The 20,182-nt window shown below is 71.7% G+C and carries 19 protein-coding genes; 12 read left to right on the top strand and 7 right to left on the bottom strand.

Going from position 1 to position 20,182, the window contains the following annotated elements; genetic code table 11:
• Positions 1-185 precede the first annotated feature (185 nt).
• The gene (gene kstD, locus ACZ6D7_RS31065) at positions 186-1,967 is read left to right on the top strand and encodes a 3-oxosteroid 1-dehydrogenase (protein ID WP_469497817.1); all 1,782 of its coding nucleotides are present in this window, start codon (positions 186-188) and stop codon (positions 1,965-1,967) included.
• Between the two features lie 450 nt (positions 1,968-2,417).
• Here the strand turns inward: kstD and ACZ6D7_RS31060 are convergent, their stop codons facing one another.
• From ACZ6D7_RS31060 to ACZ6D7_RS31050, 3 genes are all read right to left on the bottom strand, one after another.
• Positions 2,418-3,065: a class I SAM-dependent DNA methyltransferase gene (locus tag ACZ6D7_RS31060; RefSeq protein ID WP_469497814.1), complete on the bottom strand. Its 648-nt coding sequence runs from the start codon at positions 3,063-3,065 to the stop codon at positions 2,418-2,420.
• Positions 3,066-3,151: 86 nt separating this feature from the next.
• On the bottom strand, positions 3,152-3,466 hold the full coding sequence (locus ACZ6D7_RS31055) for an AzlD domain-containing protein (protein WP_469497812.1): 315 nt from the start codon (positions 3,464-3,466) through the stop codon (positions 3,152-3,154).
• The gene (locus ACZ6D7_RS31050; RefSeq protein WP_469497810.1) at positions 3,463-4,164 is read right to left on the bottom strand and encodes an AzlC family ABC transporter permease; all 702 of its coding nucleotides are present in this window, start codon (positions 4,162-4,164) and stop codon (positions 3,463-3,465) included. Before ACZ6D7_RS31050 ends, ACZ6D7_RS31055 begins: the two co-directional genes overlap by 4 nt.
• A gap of 68 nt (positions 4,165-4,232) precedes the next feature.
• Between ACZ6D7_RS31050 and ACZ6D7_RS31045 the strand changes: the two genes are divergently transcribed.
• Complete coding sequence (locus ACZ6D7_RS31045; RefSeq protein WP_469497808.1) at positions 4,233-4,796, top strand: helix-turn-helix domain-containing protein; 564 nt, start codon at positions 4,233-4,235, stop codon at positions 4,794-4,796.
• Between the two features lie 193 nt (positions 4,797-4,989).
• Here the strand turns inward: ACZ6D7_RS31045 and ACZ6D7_RS31040 are convergent, their stop codons facing one another.
• Entirely contained in the window at positions 4,990-5,193 is a 204-nt protein-coding gene (locus ACZ6D7_RS31040) for a cold-shock protein (RefSeq protein ID WP_003974443.1), read from the bottom strand.
• Between the two features lie 290 nt (positions 5,194-5,483).
• Between ACZ6D7_RS31040 and ACZ6D7_RS31035 the strand changes: the two genes are divergently transcribed.
• The 5 genes from ACZ6D7_RS31035 (at position 5,484) to ACZ6D7_RS31015 (ending at position 10,764) form a co-directional block, all read left to right on the top strand.
• Positions 5,484-6,341, top strand: a complete 858-nt coding sequence (locus tag ACZ6D7_RS31035) for a menaquinone biosynthetic enzyme MqnA/MqnD family protein (protein ID WP_469497806.1) — start codon at positions 5,484-5,486, stop codon at positions 6,339-6,341.
• A gap of 48 nt (positions 6,342-6,389) precedes the next feature.
• Positions 6,390-8,186 carry a serine/threonine-protein kinase gene (locus tag ACZ6D7_RS31030; protein ID WP_469497804.1) on the top strand — a complete coding sequence of 599 codons (1,797 nt, stop codon included), beginning with the start codon at positions 6,390-6,392 and terminating at the stop codon, positions 8,184-8,186.
• Complete coding sequence (locus ACZ6D7_RS31025; protein ID WP_469497803.1) at positions 8,183-9,037, top strand: prepilin peptidase; 855 nt, start codon at positions 8,183-8,185, stop codon at positions 9,035-9,037. Before ACZ6D7_RS31030 ends, ACZ6D7_RS31025 begins: the two co-directional genes overlap by 4 nt.
• A 73-nt stretch (positions 9,038-9,110) precedes the next feature.
• Entirely contained in the window at positions 9,111-10,310 is a 1,200-nt protein-coding gene (gene mqnC, locus ACZ6D7_RS31020) for a cyclic dehypoxanthinyl futalosine synthase (protein WP_469497800.1), read from the top strand.
• Positions 10,311-10,317: 7 nt separating this feature from the next.
• Positions 10,318-10,764, top strand: coding sequence for an imidazolonepropionase-like domain-containing protein (locus tag ACZ6D7_RS31015; protein ID WP_469497797.1), 447 nt, complete (start codon positions 10,318-10,320; stop codon positions 10,762-10,764).
• A 25-nt stretch (positions 10,765-10,789) separates the two neighbouring features.
• Here ACZ6D7_RS31015 and ACZ6D7_RS31010 read toward each other — a convergent pair whose 3' ends face one another.
• Positions 10,790-11,836 carry a chitinase gene (locus ACZ6D7_RS31010; protein ID WP_469497794.1) on the bottom strand — a complete coding sequence of 349 codons (1,047 nt, stop codon included), beginning with the start codon at positions 11,834-11,836 and terminating at the stop codon, positions 10,790-10,792.
• A gap of 417 nt (positions 11,837-12,253) precedes the next feature.
• On the opposite strand from ACZ6D7_RS31010, the gene ACZ6D7_RS31005 reads away from it, so the two are divergent.
• The 4 genes from ACZ6D7_RS31005 to ACZ6D7_RS30990 are packed head-to-tail and all read left to right on the top strand — an operon-like array spanning position 12,254 to position 17,245.
• The gene (locus ACZ6D7_RS31005) at positions 12,254-12,619 is read left to right on the top strand and encodes a hypothetical protein (RefSeq protein ID WP_469497792.1); all 366 of its coding nucleotides are present in this window, start codon (positions 12,254-12,256) and stop codon (positions 12,617-12,619) included.
• A 48-nt stretch (positions 12,620-12,667) separates the two neighbouring features.
• Positions 12,668-15,052 carry a bifunctional polysaccharide deacetylase/glycosyltransferase family 2 protein gene (locus tag ACZ6D7_RS31000; protein WP_469497789.1) on the top strand — a complete coding sequence of 795 codons (2,385 nt, stop codon included), beginning with the start codon at positions 12,668-12,670 and terminating at the stop codon, positions 15,050-15,052.
• Between the two features lies 1 nt (position 15,053).
• A complete protein-coding gene (locus ACZ6D7_RS30995; RefSeq protein ID WP_469497786.1) occupies positions 15,054-16,526 on the top strand; it encodes an acyltransferase family protein in 1,473 nt (490 codons plus the stop codon).
• Between the two features lie 23 nt (positions 16,527-16,549).
• Positions 16,550-17,245 (top strand): demethylmenaquinone methyltransferase, encoded by a 696-nt coding sequence (locus ACZ6D7_RS30990; protein WP_469497783.1) that lies wholly within the window; start codon positions 16,550-16,552, stop codon positions 17,243-17,245.
• Positions 17,246-17,313: 68 nt separating this feature from the next.
• Here ACZ6D7_RS30990 and ACZ6D7_RS30985 read toward each other — a convergent pair whose 3' ends face one another.
• Together ACZ6D7_RS30985 and ACZ6D7_RS30980 are read right to left on the bottom strand one after the other, a co-directional pair.
• On the bottom strand, positions 17,314-17,628 hold the full coding sequence (locus ACZ6D7_RS30985; protein WP_469497781.1) for a PASTA domain-containing protein: 315 nt from the start codon (positions 17,626-17,628) through the stop codon (positions 17,314-17,316).
• 153 nt (positions 17,629-17,781) lie between these two features.
• Positions 17,782-18,297: a GNAT family N-acetyltransferase gene (locus ACZ6D7_RS30980; protein ID WP_469497778.1), complete on the bottom strand. Its 516-nt coding sequence runs from the start codon at positions 18,295-18,297 to the stop codon at positions 17,782-17,784.
• A gap of 106 nt (positions 18,298-18,403) precedes the next feature.
• Between ACZ6D7_RS30980 and ACZ6D7_RS30975 the strand changes: the two genes are divergently transcribed.
• A complete protein-coding gene (locus ACZ6D7_RS30975; protein ID WP_469497996.1) occupies positions 18,404-19,702 on the top strand; it encodes a geranylgeranyl reductase family protein in 1,299 nt (432 codons plus the stop codon).
• Positions 19,703-20,182 lie beyond the last annotated feature (480 nt).

Below are 20,182 nucleotides of genomic sequence, written 5' to 3'. Positions count from 1 at the left end.
CAGGGAGAAGCATGGCCACAAGAAAAAGGCAAAGGCATAGGCTAGTGGCCGGCCAATCTTTATGGGGCCTTGGAACGCCGGTGGGGCGCGTCTCCCCCCCCCCCCCCCCCCCCCCCCCCACGGCCCTTGACTTCCCAAGACCCCCGCGCGACATTCCGGTCCCCGTCGGACGAAGGGGAACGGACATGGACACGAGCGCGGACCGGGCTGGACGACACCCCGCCCGCAGAACCGTCCTCGGAGCCGGCGCCGGCGCCGGTGCGGGGCTCGCGCTGGCCGCCGCCCCGCTGACCGGGGCGAGCGCCGCCGACCTCCCGCTCCTCGGCACCTACGACGTCGTCGTGATCGGCTCGGGTGCCGCCGGGATGACCGCCGCGCTGACGGCGGCGAAACGCGGCCTGAGCTGCGTGGTCGTGGAGAAGGCGGCCACCTTCGGGGGCTCCGCCGCCCGCTCCGGGGCCGGGATCTGGATCCCGAACAACTCGGTGATCCTCGCGGCCGGTGTGCCGGACACGCCCGCCAAGGCCGCCACGTATCTCGCGGCCGTCGTCGGCCCGGACGTGCCCGCCGACCGCCAGGCCGCGTTCCTCGCGCACGGGCCCGCCATGCTCTCCTTGGTCATGGCCCACAGCCCGCTGCGGTTCCGCTGGATGGAGGGGTACAGCGACTACTACCCCGAGCTGCCGGGCGGCCTGCCGAACGGACGGTCCGTCGAACCCGACCAGCTCGACGGGAACGTCCTCGGCGCCGAACTCGCCCGCCTCAACCCGCCGTACATGGCGGTCCCGGCGGGGATGGTCGTCTTCAGCGCGGACTACAAGTGGCTGGCGCTGGCCGCCGTCACCGTGAAGGGCGCTGCCGTCGCCGCCGAATGCCTGGCGCGCGGCACGAAGGCCGCCCTGCTCGGGCAGAAGCCGCTCACCATGGGGCAGTCGCTGGCCGCCGGGCTGCGTGCCGGGCTGCTGGCCGCCCAGGTGCCGGTGTGGCTGAACACCCCGCTCACCGACCTGCACGTCGAAGGGGGAGTGGTCACGGGGGCCGTCGTCACCCGGGACGGCGCCGCCGGTCTTCTGCGGGCCCGGCGCGGGGTCGTCGTCGGCTCCGGCGGGTTCGAGCACAACGCGGCGATGCGGGCGCAGTACCAGCGGCAGCCGATCGGGACGGAGTGGACGGTCGGGGCGCGGGAGAACACCGGGGACGGGATCCGGGCCGGGCAGCGGGCGGGCGGATCGGTCGCGCTGATGGACGACGCCTGGTGGGGCCCGGCGATCCCGCTGCCCGGCCAGCCGTACTTCTGCCTCGCCGAACGCACCCTGCCCGGCGGGCTGCTGGTCAACCAGGCCGGCGCGCGGTTCGTCAACGAGGCCGCCCCCTACAGCGACGTCGTGCACACGATGTACGACCGGAACCCCGCCGACCCGGACATCCCGGCCTGGCTGATCGTCGACCAGAACTACCGCAACCGGTACCTCTTCAAGGACGTCGCCCCGACCTTCGTCCTCCCGGCCGACTGGTACTCCTCGGGCGCCGCCCACAAGGCGTGGAACCTGGACGCCCTCGCCACCGCCGTAGGCGTCCCGGCGGCCGCCCTGCGTACCACCGTCGACCGCTTCAACTCCCTCGCCCTGCGCGGCAGGGACACCGATTTCCGGCGCGGCGACAGCGCGTACGACCACTACTACACGGACCCGACGGTCCTGCCGAACTCCTGCCTGGCCCCGCTGTGGCTGCCGCCCTACTACGCCTTCCGGATCGTCCCCGGCGACCTCGGCACCAAGGGCGGGCTGCGCACGGACGCGCGGGCGCGGGTGCTGCGGGCCGACGGCTCGGTGATCCCGGGGCTGTACGCCGCCGGCAACGCCAGCGCCGCCGTGATGGGGCACAGCTACGCCGGCGCGGGCTCGACGATCGGGCCCGCGATGACCTTCGGGTACATCGCGGCCCTCGACCTCGCCGGGGCTCTGTAGGGCTGTGGGCCCGTGGGCTCAGCTCACCCCGCCGATCATGCCCGTGCCCTCGGCGGCGGCCTTCGCGTAGTACGGGCCCAGCTCCAGGAAGCGGGCCCAGCCCTCCCGTTCCAGCCCGTCGGCGACCTGGCGGACCTCGTCGGGGGTGAGGAGGAACGCGGGGCCTTGACGCCCTCACCTGCGTGAACGCAGGTGATTCCGGTCAGCACCGCTACGCGGTGCTCCCTCGGGTTCCTGCTTCACGGGCCCCTGCCACCCGGGGGTGGTCTTACAAGGCCTCCACAGGCCTGACTTCCCGCCCGTCCGGCGGTAGGTCCGCCAACTACGTTGTCGGACAAGGCGACTTTAGCAGTGGTGCTGCGCCCCTATGGGCCGCCGGGGCGAGGATGCCCTACACCTCCACCCTGAAGGGTGGAGCACTGGGCAAGTGTCCGGTAGCCGCAGTCGTACTCAGGGCCTGCGGGCGATCAGGAAGGCGTGCGGGGTGGACTCCCCGTGCTCGGGTACGGCCTCCCGCACGGTGCACGACAGCGGCGCGAAGCCGGCCGCCGCGAGCAGCGCGGTCATCCGCTCCGGGCGGCGGCGCTGGAAGTCGAGGGTGACCGAGTGGCCCCAGGGCCGGTCGTGGCGGCGGGGCTCGTCCCCGGCCTGGAAGGCGAGCAGCAGCGTGCCGCCGGGCGCGAGCACCCGGTGGAACTCGGCGAACAGGGCGGGCAGTTCCTCCACAGGGGTGTGGATGGAGGAGTACCAGGAGACGGCCCCGGCGAGGGTGCCGTCCGGGTGCCCGTCGAGGCTGAGCATCGAGCCCCGCTCGAACCGTATCCCCGGGTTCTCCCGGCGCGCGATCGCCAGCATCGACTCCGACAGGTCCAGCCCGGACACGTCCAGCCCCAACGACCCCAGGAACCCCGTGACCCGCCCGGGCCCGCACCCGAGATCGGCCACCCGGCCGCCCGCCCCGACGAGTTCGGCGTAGGCGACGAGCAGGCCGCGGTCCAGCGGCGAGGCCACCAGCACGTCCCGGAAGTGCTCGGCGTAGTCCTCGGCGACGGCGTCGTAGAAGGTGCGGGTGGCGGTGAGGAAGTCGGATGCGGTCATGGGCCCGGAGCCTAGAGGCCCGCACCGACAACGCCGGGCCGCGGCGGGCCGGGAGGCCCCGCGCCGGGAGGCCCCGGGCGATACGCCTAGCCCACGCCCAGCGCCCGCAGGGCCGCCGTCACCCCGGCCGCGCCCAGGACCACCACCGGGAACGGGGCGCCGCGCCACGCCAGGAGCGCGGCCGCCAGCACCCCGGCCGGGCGGGCCCAGCCGGCGAAGCTGCCCGCCTCGGTGAGGGCGCCCGTCGCGAGGAGGGCGACCAGGAGGATCACCGCGCCCGCCGCCAGGAGGTCCCGGACCCGGTCCGGGAGGGTCACGCGGCCGTGCAGGGCGGGGCCGACCAGGCGGAAGGCGTACGTGCCCACCGCCAGCACCAGGATCGCGGCGACCGTCGCGCTCATCGGACGGCCCCGCCACGGCCGTACAGCAGGAGCCCGGCGAGGGCGAGCAGGACGGGGATGCCGGCCGGGACGAAGGGGGTGGCCGCCAACGCCGGCAGGGCGCCGAGGGCCGCCGGGCGGCGCAGGCGGGCGTCCTCGCGGAGGGAGGGCAGGACCAGGGCGACGAGGACGGCGGGGAAGGCCGCGTCGAGCCCGTACACGGCGGTGTCGCCGAGCGCGGTGCCGGCGAGCGCGCCGGCCAGGACGCCCGCGTTCCACACGGCGAACAGGCCGAGGCCCGAGATCCAGAAGGCGGCCCGGCGGCGCGCCGGGTCGGGCTGGGCCAGGGCGAAGGCGACCGTCTCGTCCGTCACCAGGTGCGCGCCGAGGAGCCGGGTCGCCCGCCCGGGGCCGAGCAGGTCGGCGACCGCGAGGCTGAAGGCGGCCGTACGGGTGTTGAGCAGCAGCCCGGTGGCCGCCGCGGCGAACGGCCCGCCCCCGGCCAGCAGCACCCCCACCGCGCTGAACTGGGCGGATCCCGCATACACCACCAGCGACATCACCACCGGCACCCATACCGGAAGCCCGCCCGCCACGGAGATCGCGCCGAAGGAGAGACCCACCACCCCACTGGCCACCCAGACGAGTGAACTGTCCCGGACGAGCGGCCTCAGGGAGGGAGGTTCGGAGGCCGCGGGTGTTCGTTGTGGCGAACGCATGTTTTCTACAATGGACAGACTGGCCACTGTTCGTCAAGGCGAACGACCGTACCGATGGAGCGAACGACATGCCCGAAACCCCCTCCCGTCTCCCGCTCGACTGGATCGCCGCCTCCCTGCGGCGCGAGCGCGCCAGGGCCGGTCTCTCCCTCTCCGAGCTGGCCAAACGCGCCGGTATCGCGAAGTCCACGCTCTCCCAGCTGGAGGCGGCGAGCGGGAACCCGAGCATGGAGACGATCTGGGCGCTGGGTGTCGCGCTCGGCGTGCCGTTCAGCGCGCTGGTCGAACCGCCGGCCGCCGCCGTCCGGGTGATTCGGGCGGGCCAGGGACCGACGGTGGCCTCGGAGCAGGCGCCGTACGCCGCGACCCTGCTGTCGGCCAGCCCGCCGGGCGCCCGCCGGGACATCTACCACCTGCGGGCCGAGCCGGGAGCCGTACGGACCTCGGAGCCGCATATTCCGGGCACGGTGGAGCATCTGATCGTGAGCACCGGGCGGGTCAAGGCGGGGCCGGCCGGGGAACTGGTCGAGCTGGAGCCCGGGGATTACCTGACCTATCGGGGGGACGTACCCCATTCGTACGAGGCGCTGCTGCCCGGGACGACGTTCGTGCTGGTGATGCAGCACGTGTGAGACGCGGGGGAATTCACGGAGAATTCACCGGACGGGTGACGGTCGGGGGGCGGGTCGGTCAAGGGACGGGGGAGGAGAGGGGGGCGGTCAGGTGACAGGTGACAGGTGACCGGAAAAGGCAGGAGCCCCGTGCCTTACGGCATGGGGCTCCTTGGGTACTGCACTCAGGCTGCGATCACACGAGGTGTGACGATCACACGGGGGTGACGTTCTCCGCCTGCGGACCCTTCGGGCCCTGCGTGACGTCGAAGGAGACCTGCTGGTTCTCCTCGAGGGAACGGAAACCCTGTGCGTTGATCGCGGAGTAGTGGACGAAGACGTCGGGGCCGCCGCCTTCCTGGGCGATGAAGCCAAAGCCCTTTTCGGCGTTGAACCACTTCACGGTTCCGGTAGCCATAAGCCCTCCTTGGGCCCAAAGGGTTGCCCTGCTCCAGAACCTGCAAGTGTGAAAAGCGAGTGCCGCACAACTGCATACGTCTGAAAACGTCAAGAGCCCGCGGTCACATGCTCCGCAGGCTCTGTACTGCAAGGGAAACCAAACTGCAACTTGCGGGCGAGCCTAGCACGCGGGCAGCCGAAAGCAATAGAGGTCAAGATCACGTCACCCGGACGTTTGAACATCCGGTGAAGGGGTTGACTCAGGGGGTCGGAGTCCGCAGGTTACCCGACGAGGTCTAGCCTCGCGATGTGGACAATTCTCGCACCCGGCCGCGCGTCGGCCACATCCAGTTCCTGAACTGCCTGCCCCTGTACTGGGGGCTCGCGAGAACGGGCACGCTCCTCGACTTCGAGCTGACGAAGGACACCCCGGAGAAGCTCAGCGAGCGGCTGCTGCGGGGGGACCTCGACATCGGGCCCATCACCCTGGTCGAGTTCCTCAGGAACGCCGACGACCTGATCGCCTTCCCCGACATCGCGGTCGGCTGCGACGGCCCGGTCATGTCCTGCGTGATCGTCTCGCAGGTCCCGCTGGAGGAGCTGGACGGTGCCCGCGTCGCCCTCGGCTCCACCTCCCGCACCTCCGTGCGCCTGGCCCAATTGCTGCTGGCGGATCGTTTCGGCGTCCGGCCCGACTACTACACCTGCCCGCCCGACCTCAGCCTGATGATGCAGGAGGCCGAGGCCGCCGTCCTCATCGGTGACGCGGCGCTGCGGGCCAACCTGCTCGACGGGCCGCGCTACGGGCTCCAGGTGCACGACCTCGGCGCGCTCTGGAAGGAGTGGACCGGGCTGCCGTTCGTCTTCGCCGTCTGGGCCGCCCGCCGCGACTACCTGGAGCGCGAGCCGGACCTCACCCGTGAGGTCCACCAGGCGTTCCTCGCCTCCCGCAACCTCTCCCTGGACGAGGTCGGCAAGGTCGCCGAACAGGCGGCCCGCTGGGAGGCGTTCGACGAGCGCGTCCTGGAGCGGTACTTCACCACCCTCGACTTCCGCTTCGGCGCACCCCAGCTGGCGGCGGTCGCCGAGTTCGCCCGCCGCGTCGGCCCGACGACCGGCTTCCCGGCCGACGTGAACGTGGAACTGCTCCGGCCCCGATCTGCGTAACCTGCATCAGAGCCCTACAACAGGGCCCAGGGGGAGGGGTGGACGTCCATGCAGCCGCTCGGAGCCGACGAACCCACGGCCGTCGGGCCCTACCGGCTGCTCGGCCGGCTGGGCTCCGGCGGGATGGGCCGGGTCTACCTGGGCCGCAGCGCCGGGGGCCGCACGGTCGCCGTGAAGATCGTGCACCCGCATCTCGCGCTCGACGAGGAGTTCCGCGCCCGCTTCCGGCGTGAGGTCGAGGCCGCGCGCCGGGTCGGCGGCGCCTGGACCGCGTCGGTGCTGGACGCCGACCCGGAGGCCGCCGTGCCCTGGGTCGCCACGGCCTACGCGGCCGGCCCCTCGCTCGCCGCCGCCGTCGCCTCCGGCGCGGAGCCACTGCCCGAGCACACCGTCCGGGTGCTCGGCGCCGGACTCGCGGAGGCGCTGGCGGCCGTGCACGGGCTCGGTCTGGTGCACCGGGACGTGAAGCCGTCCAACGTGCTCCTCACCGTCGACGGCCCGCTCCTCATCGACTTCGGCATCGCCCGCGCCACCGACGGCACCGCGTCCCTCACCTCGACCGGCGTCTCCGTCGGCTCTCCCGGCTACATGGCCCCCGAGCAGATCCTCGGCCAGGGCGTCACCGGCGCGGCCGACGTCTTCTCCCTCGGCGCGGTCCTGGCCTACGCGGCGACCGGCCGGCCGCCCTTCGCCGGGGACTCGTCGGCCGCGCTGCTCTACAAGGTCGTCCACGAGGAGCCGGTGCTCGGTGACGCGGTCGTCGGCGAACTGCGCGAGGTCGTCGAGGCGTGCCTCGCCAAGGACCCGGCGACCCGCCCGGCCCCCGGGGAGCTCGCCCGCCGGCTCGCTCCCGAGGGCGCGGCCCGGCTGGTCGCGGGCGGCTGGCTGCCGGGGGCGCTGGTCGCACAGGTGGGGCGCAGCGCCGTACAACTGCTCAACCTGGAGGCGGCGGGGACGGGGGCGGAGGCAGTCCCCTCGGGCCCGGTCGGCTTCAGCAGCCCTTCGGTGGGGGAGGCCCAGGGGGTGTTCGGGCCGCCGCCGGTGATGGTGGCCGGGACCGGCGGCTCCACGGACGCACCCGCCGCGTCCGGGCCGTCGGTGCCCACAGGGTCCGTTCCTGCCGGATCGTTTCCTGCCGGATCGCCGCCTGCGGGGGCCGGGCCTGTCGGGTCGGTATCCGCCGGGGCCGTGCCCAGGCCGCGGGACGCCGTGCCCGGGACGGTGACGCCGGCCGGCGGGGCGCGGCCGCCCGGGAAGGTGTCCGTGACCGTGGCGGCCGGGGCGACTCCCGGGGAGGGCGGGCGCGGGCGGCGGCTGAGTTGCAGCGTGGTGCTGGCGGTCGCCGGGGCGCTCGCCGTGGCCACGGTCGGATCGACGTTCCTGTTCCGGCTCCTGCCGGACGGCGCCGACGACTCCGGCGCCGCTTCCGGTTCCGACGCGTACTCGGCGGCTCCGTCGGCCAGTTCGAGCGAGGCCGGCGAAGGGGGCACCGCGCTGCCCGCCCGCTACGTCGGCACCTGGGAGGGCCAGGGCAGCGGCCTCGGTGGCACCCTCCCCATGGGCACCTTCCGGGTCACCCTCAAGAAGGCGGACGTCGGCGGGAAGCTGGGCCAGCTGCGCCAGACCGACGTGCTCGGCGGCGTCTGCGTCGACGTCCTGACGCTGAAGAAGGTGACGAAGAAGGAGGTCGTGGCCACCTCCGTCGGCGCCACGTCCAACCACGCGGGATGCAACCCCGAGCCCCACACCATCCGCTTCACCCCGACCGGCGACGACCTGACCTACCGTTCGGACAGCGCCAACGAGGGCAACCCGACGGCCCGTATGTCCAGGGTCGGGTCGTGACCACGCCCCCGAGCGACTCGCTGCTGATCGCCCTCGCCGCCCTGTGGGGCGCGCTGGCGGGCGCGTTGCTGCCGCGCGCCGCCTACCGCTTCGCCGTGCCGTCCGAGGAGGCCGACGGCGGCTGGCGCGAGGCCTGCCCGGTCGGGCATCCGGTGCGCGGCTGGCTCGGACGGGCCCGCTGCGCGCCGTGCGCCGAACCGGCGGCCACCGGACGCATCGCCCGCACGGCCGAACCGGCGGCCACCGAGCAGGTAGCCCGCACGGCCGAACCGGCGGCCACCGGACAGGTCGCGCTCACGACCGCGTCGTACGGCCCCGGCGCGCTCCGTCTCCCCACCGTCACCGCGCTGGTGTGCGCGGCGCTCGCCGCCGCCACCGGTATCCGGCCCGAACTCGCCGTCTGGCTGCTGCTCGCCCCGGCCGGCGTGCTGCTTGCCGTCGTCGACCTGCGGGTACGACGGCTGCCCGATCCGCTGACCCTGCCGCTGCCGGCCGCGGCCCTCGCCCTGCTGGCCCCGGCCGCGCTGCTCCCCGAACACGCCGGCCACTGGACGACGGCCCTGTCGGCCACCCTGGCCCTCGGCGTCGGCTACTACCTGCTGCACCGCCTCAACCCCGCCGGAATGGCCTTCGGAGACGTGAAACTCGCCCTCGGCACCGGTGCCGTCCTCGGCTGGTACGGCTGGCCCACCGTCATGCTGGGCACCCTCGCCGGCTTCGTGTACGGCGCGCTGTACGGAGGCGCGCTCGTCGTCGCCGGACGCGCGGGACGCCGTACGACGATCGCGTTCGGGCCGTTCATGCTCGCGGGCGCGTTCACCGGTTTGTTGATCGGCGCGTACACGGCCTGAGGTGGGGACGGCGAAAGCGCTGGCGTAGGCTGGCTTGGTCCGTCCACAACCCTTGACGAAAGGGACGCTCCCGGTGACCGAGAAGGCCGATCTCCAGTCCGTTCTCGACCGTGCCGCAGCAGGCGGGCGGATCACCCCGGAGGAGGCGCTCGACCTCTACCGCGACGCGCCCCTGCACGCGCTGGGCGCCGCCGCCGACGCCGTGCGCCGCCGCAGGTACGCCGGGACCGAGCACATCGCGACGTACATCATCGAGCGGAACATCAACTACACGAACGTGTGCGTCACGGCGTGCAAGTTCTGCGCCTTCTACGCGGCCCCCAAGGACAAGGCCAAGGGGTGGACCCGCGACCTCGACGACATCCTGCGCCGCTGCGCCGAGACCGTCGAACTCGGCGGCACCCAGATCATGTTCCAGGGCGGCCACCACCCTGACTTCGGCGTCGAGTACTACGAGAAGCACTTCGCCGCGATCAAGGAAGCCTTCCCGCAGCTGGTCATCCACTCCCTCGGCGCGTCCGAGGTCGAGCACATGGCCCGGATCTCCAAGGTGAGCGTGGAGGAGGCCATCCAGCGGATCCACACCGCGGGCCTCGACTCCTTCGCCGGCGCAGGCGCGGAACTGCTGCCCGCGCGCCCCCGCAAGGCGATCGCGCCTCTCAAGGAGTCCGGCGAGCGCTGGCTGGAGATCATGGAGGCCGCGCACCGGCTGGGCGTCGAGTCGACGTCCACCATGCTGATGGGCACCGGCGAGACCAACGCCGAGCGCATCGAGCACCTGCGGATGATCCGTGACGTGCAGGACCGCACCGGCGGCTTCCGCGCGTTCATCCCGTACACCTACCAGCCCGAGAACAACCACCTGAAGGGCCGCACCCAGGCGACGCTCTTCGAGTACCTGCGGATGATCGCCATCGCGCGGCTGTTCATGGACAACATCCAGCACATCCAGGGCTCCTGGCTCACCACCGGCAAGGAGGTCGGCCAGCTCTCCCTGCACTACGGCGCGGACGACCTCGGCTCGATCATGCTGGAGGAGAACGTCGTCTCGTCGGCCGGCGCCAAGCACCGCTCCAACCGCCTCGAGATCATCGACCTCATCCGCAAGGCGGGCCGCGTCCCCGCCCAGCGCTCGACGACCTACGAGCACCTCGTCGTCCACGACGACCCGGCGAACGACCCGGTCGACGAGCGGGTCATGTCCCACATCTCCTCGACCGCGATCGAGGGCGGCACGGCCCACCCGGAACTGAAGCTCCTCACCTCCAACTAGCCGACGCATGCTGACGATCCATACGGCGGACGAGGTCCGCCCGACCTGGGACGCCGAGCCGCTGAAGGGCGGCGCCGTCGCCGTCGAGGGCGACCGGGTGGCAGCCGTCGGCCCGCTGGAGGAGATCCGGGAGCGCTTCCCGGGCGCACGGGTACGGAGCTGGCCGGGCGTGCTCGGTCCGGCCCGGGTGCACGAGGGGCCGCTGCCGGACGCCCCGTCCCCGCGTGAACGCGTTCACGCGGTGCTGAAGTCGGGCGCGGTGGCCGTCCTCGCGCGGTACGCCGACTCGCCGGAACTGCGGGCGGCGGCCGAACGCAACCACGTCGTGGTCCTGCCCGAGGCCCGCCGCCCCGCCGTCGTCGGCCTCGGCCGCGCCGACCTCGCCGTGTTCGACGAGACCGGCGCGTGCATCGCGACGGTGTGCGCGGGGCGCCTGGTGCACAGGCGGCGCTGAGTCCACGCCCTGAAGGGGCCCTTCGCTAGCCGGTGAACGCCTTGGCGAACGCGCCCGAACTCTGCTTCACCCCGCTGCAATTGGTCAGCGCGTCGTCGGTCGAGGTGCCGTCCGCGCACTGCTGGTCGCGGAAGGTCGACCACATCGACACCCAGGCGATCCCCTTCCCCTCGGCGAACGTCCGTACCTCCGCCGCGTCGGCCAGCGTGAACGTCTCGTTGGCGACGTCGTTCGTGCCGATCATGGACGTGAGCGCGAGAGCCCGCCACGCCGTGGCGTCCGTCGTGCCGAAGACCTCCTTCAGCTGTGTGTGCGCCGCCGTCGCCGACGTGATCGCGTACTCGCCCATGTCCCCGTCGTACGACTCGCCGTAGTTCATCGTCATCAGGTTGACCGTGGAGACCTGCACGTCGTACTTGTTCGCGGACTCCAGCAGGGCGAGCCCGTCCTCGTCCAGCCCGGACGGCATCACCGGGAGCGTGAACGAGACCTCCAGGTCCGGCCGTTCCTCCTGGAGCAGGGCGATCGCCCGCGAGCGCAGGGCGACCGAGTCGGCGTCGGTCAGCTCGTCGCCCTCGATGTCGAAGTCGGCCTGTGTGGAACCCGCCGCGTCGAGCGCCTCGCCGTACGCCTTCGCCAGCGCGGACGCGCTGCCGCAGGTGGCCCCCAGCTCCTCGCCGGACGCCCCGCCGAAGGAAACCCGGACCGTGGCGCCCGACTTCGTCAGCGCGGAGATCCGGGAGGTCACCGCCGAGTCGTCGACCGCGTTCGTCCCGTTCCACTCCGGCGTACAGCCGCTGCCGTCGGAGATGACGAAGGCGAGGTTGTACGTCGTCGGCGAGCCGGCGGAGTCGTTGTCGGAGGCCTCGACGGCGCTGACGTACGGGGCGTACCCCGTTTCGGCGGTCGTGGACTCCGACGGTGATGGACTCGCCGCCTCCCGCGTCTGTTGCGCCTGTTCGGTGGCCGCGGGTGCCGCGTCCGACGTGCCGTCGGACCCCGCGGAGCATCCCACCGTGGCCAGGGCGAACAGGCAGGTGAGCCCGGCCATTGGCACCAGGAAACTCCTCATTTGCAAGCACCCGCTCTCGTGATCTGGTGATTTCTGTCTCAGGACCGAAACAAAGGGCCTTACCGGATTGGCTACCGGATTGGAAATGTCTCACATGGGGGCTGATCGCACGGGAACAGAGGACACATAGACACGTCATGGACACACTCGCGCAAAAAGGCGTAATCGCTCGCCCAATTGGGACAATCGACCCTCGCATGTCACGGGTATGTCTCGCAGCCAATTCATGAATCTCTCAGGAGGGAGACAGGTTCACCCGTTTCTCATGGGTCTCTCACATGCAGATCAGAGTTTCTGCCACATAAAGGCTCCCTAATATCCGGGGATATGCAATCCGAGCCTGCCTTCGACAGTCGTGAAGCCGTTCGCGGTCGCCGTCGCAAACGCGGCGGCGGCAACGCCGACGGACCCGTGTTCGTGGACAACTCCGGTCGCAGGTCCAAGCTGCTGCGCCGGATCGGCATCCTCCTCGGCGTCGGCTGCCTCGCCTACGCCGTGGTCCTCGGCGCCGCCTTCATGGGCTGGGGCACCACCCTCACCCCGTCGTCACTGCTGCCGTTCGGCGGGTACGGCCAGAACGGCCGGCGGCCCGGCGGCTTCGGCCCCAACGGCGGCGTCGGCGACGAGGTCGGCACACCCGGTGGCACCGCGCCGACCGGCACGCCGCCGACCGGCACGCCGCCCACCGGCACGCCGCCCACCGGCGCGGTCTCGCCGACCGCGACCGCGACCGCGACCACGTCCGCCTCCGCCTCCGCCTCCGCGTCCGCCGTCGCCGGCTGACGCCCACCGGACCACCGACCTCCTCCGACAGAACGCAGCCACACACCTATGACGACGACTTCCTCGCGCGGCCGCCGCCGCGCCCCCTCCCGCATCGGCCGGGCTGCGGGCAAGGCCGCCGCGTTGCAGAAACCGCGTGTCATCCTCGCCCTGCTGCTTCTGCTGGCCCTGACCAGCGTGATGCTCCTCGACGGCTATCTGCGTGCCGAGGTCGGAGGCGACCAGCGCGTCCGCACCGGCGCCAGCGCCGGCAAGGTGCCCGACAAGGTCCTCGACGGCGGCCCGATCCTCACTTTCCGGGGCGGCCAGGCCACGACGATCTCCGTCCCGGACAAGACGATCGCGCTCACCTTCGACGACGGCCCGAACCCCACCTGGACACCCCAGGTCCTGGAGATCCTCCAGGAGTACGACGTACCGGGCACGTTCTTCGTGGTGGGCTCGATGGTCTCGCGCTACCCGAGCATCGTGAAGGACATGGTCGACCAGGGCAACGAGGTGGGCATCCACACCTTCACCCACGTCGACCTCTCCTACCAGAGCGACGCCCGCGTCACGCGGGAGATGACGCAGACCCAGCTCGCGCTCGCCGGTGCGGCCGGCATCACCACCACGCTCTTCCGCGCGCCGTACTCCTCCGAGACGGACGCCATCGACAACTACAGCTGGCCCGTCTACCAGGAGCTGGGCGAGGACGGCTACACCAGCGTCTTCGTCGACACCGACAGTGACGACTGGAAGCGGCCCGGCGTCTCGAAGATCATCAAGTGGGCCACGCCGGAGGACGACAAGGGCGCGTCGGTGCTCTTCCACGACGCGGGCGGGGAGCGTTCGCAGAGCATCAAGGCGCTGCCGAAGTACATCGAGAAGATGAAGGCGGCGGGGTACACGTTCACCACGATCAGCGGGGTGATCGAGGAGCAGAACGGGGCCGGGAACGCGAGTGCGAGCGGGACCGGCAGCGGTGCCGTCGGCCAGCAGGGGGCTTCCGGGGAGGCGGCCGGTGCCCAGCCCGGTGGGACCGCGCCGACCGGTGAGGCTCCGGGCGGTGCCGGCGGGAACGGCGCCGGGACCGGTGCCGGGACCGGTGCCGTCGCGGGCGGGGCGGCCGGTACCGCCTCCCGGCTCCAGGCCGCCCACCGCGAGGCCACCGGCGTCACCCTCTACGAGGGCAAGGCCCTCATCGCGGCGGTCACCCTCGCCGAGTGGACCGTCCCGACGCTCTCCGTGGGGCTGATGGTCGTCGGCGTGGCGGTCATGGGCCGCTTCGGGATGATGCTGATCCTCGCCCGCCGCCACTACCGGCTGCGCAACAGGCGCCGCTTCAGCTGGGGACCGACCGTCATCGGCCCGGTGAGCGTGATCGTCCCGGCGTACAACGAGAAGGAGTGCATCGCCAACACGCTGGAGTCCCTGGCGAAGAGCACCCATCCGATCGAGATCCTCGTCGTCGACGACGGCTCGACGGACGGCACGTCGGAGATCGCGCGCGGCGCGGCCGAGAAGCTCGGCATGTCGAACGTCCGGGTCATCCGGCAGGAGAACGCCGGCAAGCCCGCCGCCCTCAACAACGGCGTCCGCAGCGCCAGTTACAACATCGTCGTGATGATGGACGGCGACACCGTCTTCGAGCCGGACGCCGTGCACCAGCTGGTGCAGCCCTTCGCCGACCCGAAGGTCGGCGCCGTCGCCGGCAACGCCAAGGTCGGCAACCGCGACACGATCATCGGCGCCTGGCAGCACATCGAGTACGTGATGGGCTTCAACCTCGACCGCCGCATGTACGACCTGCTGCGCTGCATGCCGACGATCCCCGGTGCGATCGGCGCGTTCCGCCGGGACGCCGTGCTGGAGGTCGGCGGCATGAGCGAGGACACCCTCGCCGAGGACACCGACATCACCATCGCCATGCACCGCGCGGGCTGGCAGGTCGTCTACCAGGAGCACGCCAAGGCCTGGACGGAGGCGCCGGGGTCGCTGAAGCAGCTGTGGTCCCAGCGCTACCGCTGGTCCTACGGCACCATGCAAGCGCTGTGGAAGCACCGCAAGTCCCTGACGGACAAGGGTCCTTCGGGGCGCTTCGGCCGCGTCGGCATGCCGCTGGTGGTGCTCTTCCAGATCATCACGCCGGTCTTCGCCCCGCTCATCGACGTCTTCACGATCTACTCGATGATCTTCATCGACTTCCAGGCGGCCCTGCTGGCCTGGCTGGCCGTCCTCGGCGTCCAACTGGGCTGTGCGGCCTACGCCTTCCGCCTCGACCGTGAGAAGTACCGCTACCTGCTGATGATGCCCCTCCAGCAGCTGGCCTACCGCCAGATGATGTACCTCGTCCTCATCCACTCCTGCATCACGGCCCTCACGGGCGGCCGCCTCCGCTGGCAGAAGCTGAAGCGGACCGGCGAGGTCGGCACCCCGGCCGGGGTGAGCTGAGATGAGCTGGGACCAGCAGCCGGGACAGCCGGTGCAGCAGCCCGGGTACGGGTACCAGGGGCCGCCGTACCCGCAGACGTACGGCTACGACCAGGGATACGGCCAGAGCTACGGCCAGGGATATGACCAGGGCTACGACCAGGGCTACGGGTACGGGCAGCCGCTGGGGCAGCGGCCGCACGGGCAGGAGTACACGGATTACGGCCGGCAGTACGCGGATTACGGCCAGGGCGTCGCCGTCGACGAGACGGCGCCGCTGCCGGCGGTGGAGCCGGAACCGGACCTGGAACCGGACCTGGAACCGGAACCGGCCCTGGAACCGGACCTGGAACCGGCCCTGGAGCCGGAGGCTTCTGCCGTCGCTGCGGAGGAGTCTGCCGAGAAGTCTGTGGAGAAGTCCGCCGAGGAGCCCGCGCCCCCGGCCGGACCCGCGGGCCCCCAGCGGGACCGCTACTTCGACACCCTGCGCGCCCTCGCCCTGATCAGGGTCGTCGCGTACCACACCTTCGGCTGGGCCTGGGCCGGCATGGTCTTCCCCTCCATGGGGATCATGTTCGGCCTGGCCGGCACCCTGATGGCCAAGTCCCTCGAACGCCCCGCGCTCAAGGTCGTCAAGAGCCGCCTGCGCCGCCTGCTGCCCCCCTTCTGGTTCTGGGGCGTCTTCGTCGTCCTCGCCATGCTCATCCACGACTGGATGCCGAACTGGGAGATCGTCTACTGGATCGTTCCGCTGGGCGACCCTCCGGGCAACGCCTGGGGCGAGCAGGCCTGGGTCATCCTCTGGTACCTGCGCACGTACCTCTGGTTCGTCCTGCTCTCCCCGCTCCTGCTTCGCCTCTTCCGTCTTGCCCCGCTCCCCGTCCCCGTCCTCGTCCTCTCCCTCGCCCCGATCCTGGTGCTGAACTTCGTCTGGGCGGGCCCGGACAACCGGGTCGGCAGCGCCCTGTGGGACCTGTCGACGTACCTCTTCTGCTGGATGCTCGGCTTCGCGCACCGCGACGGCGTGCTCGAACGGATGAAACCGGCGGCGGTCGGCGTCCTCTCCCTCGCGGCGATCGGCTTCGGCGGCTGGTACGCCTTCTCCCACCAGGCCGACTTCGGTACGTACGACCTGGACGAGAACCCCCTCGCCCAGGCCTTCTGGTCGGCCGGCTTCGTGCTGCTGCTGATGTGGGCGAAGTCGTACTTCGGGATCGACTTCGCCTGGCTGACCCACTTCCGCCGCACCAATCGGCTTGTCACCGTCTTCAACGCGCGCGCGGTCACGATCTACCTCTGGCACGAGATCGCCCTGATCCTCGCCGTCCCGCTGATCGACCGGTTCTGGGACATCCCGGCGTTCGAGACGTACCTGCCGCTGGAGAGCCAGTGGTTCATGTTCGGCATCGGCTGGCTGCTGATCGGGGTGTTCGTCCTGGTGTGCGGCTGGGTGGAGGACGTGGCGGCGAAGAAGAAGCCGAGGCTTCTGCCCTGAGGGCGTGCTGTAAGAATGGCGAGGTGACCCGTGCTTCCCTGAACAAGCAGCCCCACGAAGTCGCCTCGATGTTCGACCGCGTGGCGGAACGGTACGACCTGACGAACGACGTGCTGTCGCTCGGCCAGGACCGCAGGTGGCGCAAGGAGGTGGCGACGGCGGTCGACGCCCGGCCGGCGCAGAAGATCCTCGACCTCGCCGCGGGCACAGCCACCTCCTCCCTCCCGTTCGCGCGGACCGGCGCGTACGTCGTCCCCTGCGACTTCTCCCTCGGCATGCTCCAGGTCGGCAAGAAGAAGCACGGCTGGCTGCCGTTCACCGCCGGGGACGCCACCCGTCTGCCGTTCCGGGACGACACCTTCGACGCCGTCACGATCTCTTTCGGCCTGCGCAACGTGCAGGACTTCGACGCGGCCCTGCGCGAGATGTACCGCGTGACCCGGCCCGGCGGACGGGTCGTGATCTGCGAGTTCTCCCACCCGACCTGGGCACCCTTCCGGACCGTCTACACCGAGTACCTGATGCGCGCCCTGCCGCCGGTCGCCCGCGCGGTCTCCTCCAACCCGGACGCGTACGTCTACCTCGCCGAGTCCATCCGCGCCTGGCCCGACCAGCCCGCGCTGGCCGAGCGCCTGCGGAAGGCAGGCTGGTCCAAGGTCGCCTGGCGCAACCTCACCGGCGGCGTGGTGACCCTGCACCGAGGCTTCAAGGAGGCCTGAGTCCGCTCTGGTTGAGCGCCCATGGTTGAGGGCCCATGGTTGAGCGCCCATGGTTCAGCGTTCCCGGTTCAGCGGGTGATCGCCTCGAAGGGGTCCCCCGGCCGGTCCAGCTCGCGTTCCAGTCCGCCGCCGCCCGGTCTCGGGACACGCGGCTCCCGTACCCCGGCACCTCCTCCGCCCTCACCCTCGGCGAAGTCGAACCACACGGAGACGACGGCCCCGCGCGGCACCTCCACTCCGGGCGGTGGGTACTGGCGTACGACGTAGTCGACGACGGCGCGGTGGAAGTCGGGCCGGTCGGGCGCGGCCAGCAGCACGCCTCGCGCCGCGGCCGCCTCGCGCGCGTCCACGGCCATCAAGCCGACGAATCGCGGCACGCGCACGTCGGGTGTTTTGGGTGGTATGAGCACAGATGTCACCCCCAGCGGTACTGGAAGGGTAACCGCCCGGGGGTGCCGTCCGGAAGCGCTGAGTGGCCATCTGTAGCATTTTATTACTCAGCGTGACATTTTCTGGTGCGGGTGGGGCTGCCGGTGTCAGCCGGACTGGAGGTCGAGCCGGTAGCAGTGCCCCTCGCGCCGGGACTCGGGCGCCGTGAAGACCTCGGCGAGCCGCATGCCCAGCCGCTGGGTCACCGCGATCGACCGCGCGTTGCCGGCGTCGACCATCGCCACCACTTCCGCCACCCCGGCCGCCCGCACCCGCTCCACCGCCGTCCGTGCGGCCGCCGTGACATACCCCTGGCCCCAGTGGTCCCGCCCGAGCCGCCACCCGATCTCGATCTCGCCCCGCGGCCCCCACTCCGCCGGCCACGGCTGCGCCCCGGTGAACCCGATGACCCGGTCGTCCTCGTCCAGCAGCGTCCACAGGCAGAAGCCGCGCTCGGCGTCGTGCCGGCGCTGTCGGGCGGTCAGCTCCTCGTAGACGGACAGCTCCGCGGGTCGGCCGCCCTGGAACTCCATGACCTCCGGGTGAGCGAAGACCCGGTGCCAGGCGACCGCGTCCTCGTCCGTGGGGACACGCAGCCGTACGACGGGGAGAGCACGTTTCACAGGGCAGCCCTTCAGCCGGGTGATCAATTCTGCTGAATAGACTGCCCATGTCCAGTGCCGGTCGGCACGCAGATTCCGAACTTGGGGAGATCCCGCCGTGACCGTCGTGACCGAGCCCCACTCGAAGCCCCTCTCCGAGCATTCCGCCGATGTCATCGTCGTCGGCGCGGGGCCGGCCGGCTCCACGACCGCCTACTACCTCGCCAAGGCCGGACTCGACGTACTCCTGCTGGAGAAGACCGAGTTCCCGCGCGAGAAGGTCTGCGGCGACGGCCTCACCCCGCGCGCCACGAAACAGCTCGTGGCCATGGGCATCGACATCTCCGAGGAGGCCGGCTGGCTGCGCAACAAGGGGCTGCGCATCATCGGTGGCGGGGTCCGCCTCCAGCTGGACTGGCCGGATCTCGCCTCCTTCCCGGACTACGGCCTCGTCCGCAAGCGGGACGACTTCGACGAGCAGCTCGCCCGCCAGGCCCAGAAGGCCGGCGCCCGCCTCTACGAGCGCTGCAACGTCGGTGCCCCGATCGTCGACGACCGCACCGGGCGGATCACCGGCGTCCACGCCAAGCTGGGCGACGAGAAGCGCGAAGTCACCTTCCACGCCCCGCTGGTGGTCGCCGCCGACGGCAACTCCACCCGGCTCTCCCTGGCGATGGGCCTGCACCGCCGCGAGGACCGCCCGATGGGCGTCGCCGTCCGCACGTACTTCACCTCCCCGCGCCACGACGACGACTACCTGGAGTCCTGGCTGGAGCTGTGGGACCGCCGGGGGCCGGGCGAGGACCGGCTGCTGCCCGGCTACGGCTGGATCTTCGGCATGGGCGACGGCACGTCGAACGTCGGCCTGGGTGTGCTGAACACCTCCGACTCCTTCAAGGAACTCGACTGGCGCGAGGTCCTCAAGGCGTGGTGCGCGTCCATGCCGGAGGACTGGGGCTACACCCCCGAAAACATGACCGGCCCGATCCGGGGCGCCGCCCTCCCCATGGCCTTCAACCGCAAGCCCCACTACACCAAGGGCCTGCTGCTCGTCGGCGACGCCGGCGGCCTGGTGAACCCCTTCAACGGCGAGGGCATCGCCTACGCCATGGAGTCCGGCCAGATCGCCGCCGACGTCATCGTCCAGGCCCACGCCCGCGCCACCCCCGCCCAGCGCGAACTGGCCCTGCTCCGCTACCCGCAGATCCTCGCCGACACCTACGGCGGCTACTACACGCTCGGCCGCGCCTTCGTGAAGCTCATCGGCAACCCGAAGGTCATGAAGATCGCGACCCAGCGCGGCCTGACCCACCCCCTGCTCATGAAGTTCACCCTGAAAATGCTCGCGAACCTGACGGACCCGACGGGCGGCGACGCGATGGACCGCATCATCAACGGCCTGAGCAAGGTAGCCCCGAAGGCCTGAACCGGGGGAACGATCGCCAGGGGCCCCTTGAACGGGAGGGGCGCCCTGACGAGGGGTGCTCTGACGGGGCCCTGACGGGGCCCTGACGGGAGGGGCCCTGCCCGAGACCGACGCCCCGGTGGGACGTACGGCCCGGTGAGGCATGCGCCTCGGTGACGGGGCGCGCTCTGGTGGGGGGGCGTGCGCGTGCCGCGCCGCGCCGTCGAGCGGTGAGTGCCGGGCGGTGGGGGCGGGGGCGGGGCGAGCGCCGGGTGCCCCCGTGCGGTGAGGCGGTGCGTGCCGGGCGGTGAGGGGCGCCCAGCGGCAGGCGCTCGGTGCGCTCAGTGCCGGGTGGTGAGGGGGCGCGCTCTGCGTGCCGGCAGGGGGTTGCTGTGCCCAGTGCACAGACGGCCGTCGATCCATGACCAGCGCGCGGTCGGCCCCGGCGCGCGCCAAGCGGTGAGTGCCGGGCGGATGTGAGGCGGAGGCGGGCGGCGGGCG

The sequence above is a fragment of the Streptomyces sp. NPDC041784 genome, from assembly GCF_055591025.1.
Note: the sequence above shows the minus strand (reverse complement) of the source record. Positions and strands in the feature narration are given on the sequence as shown.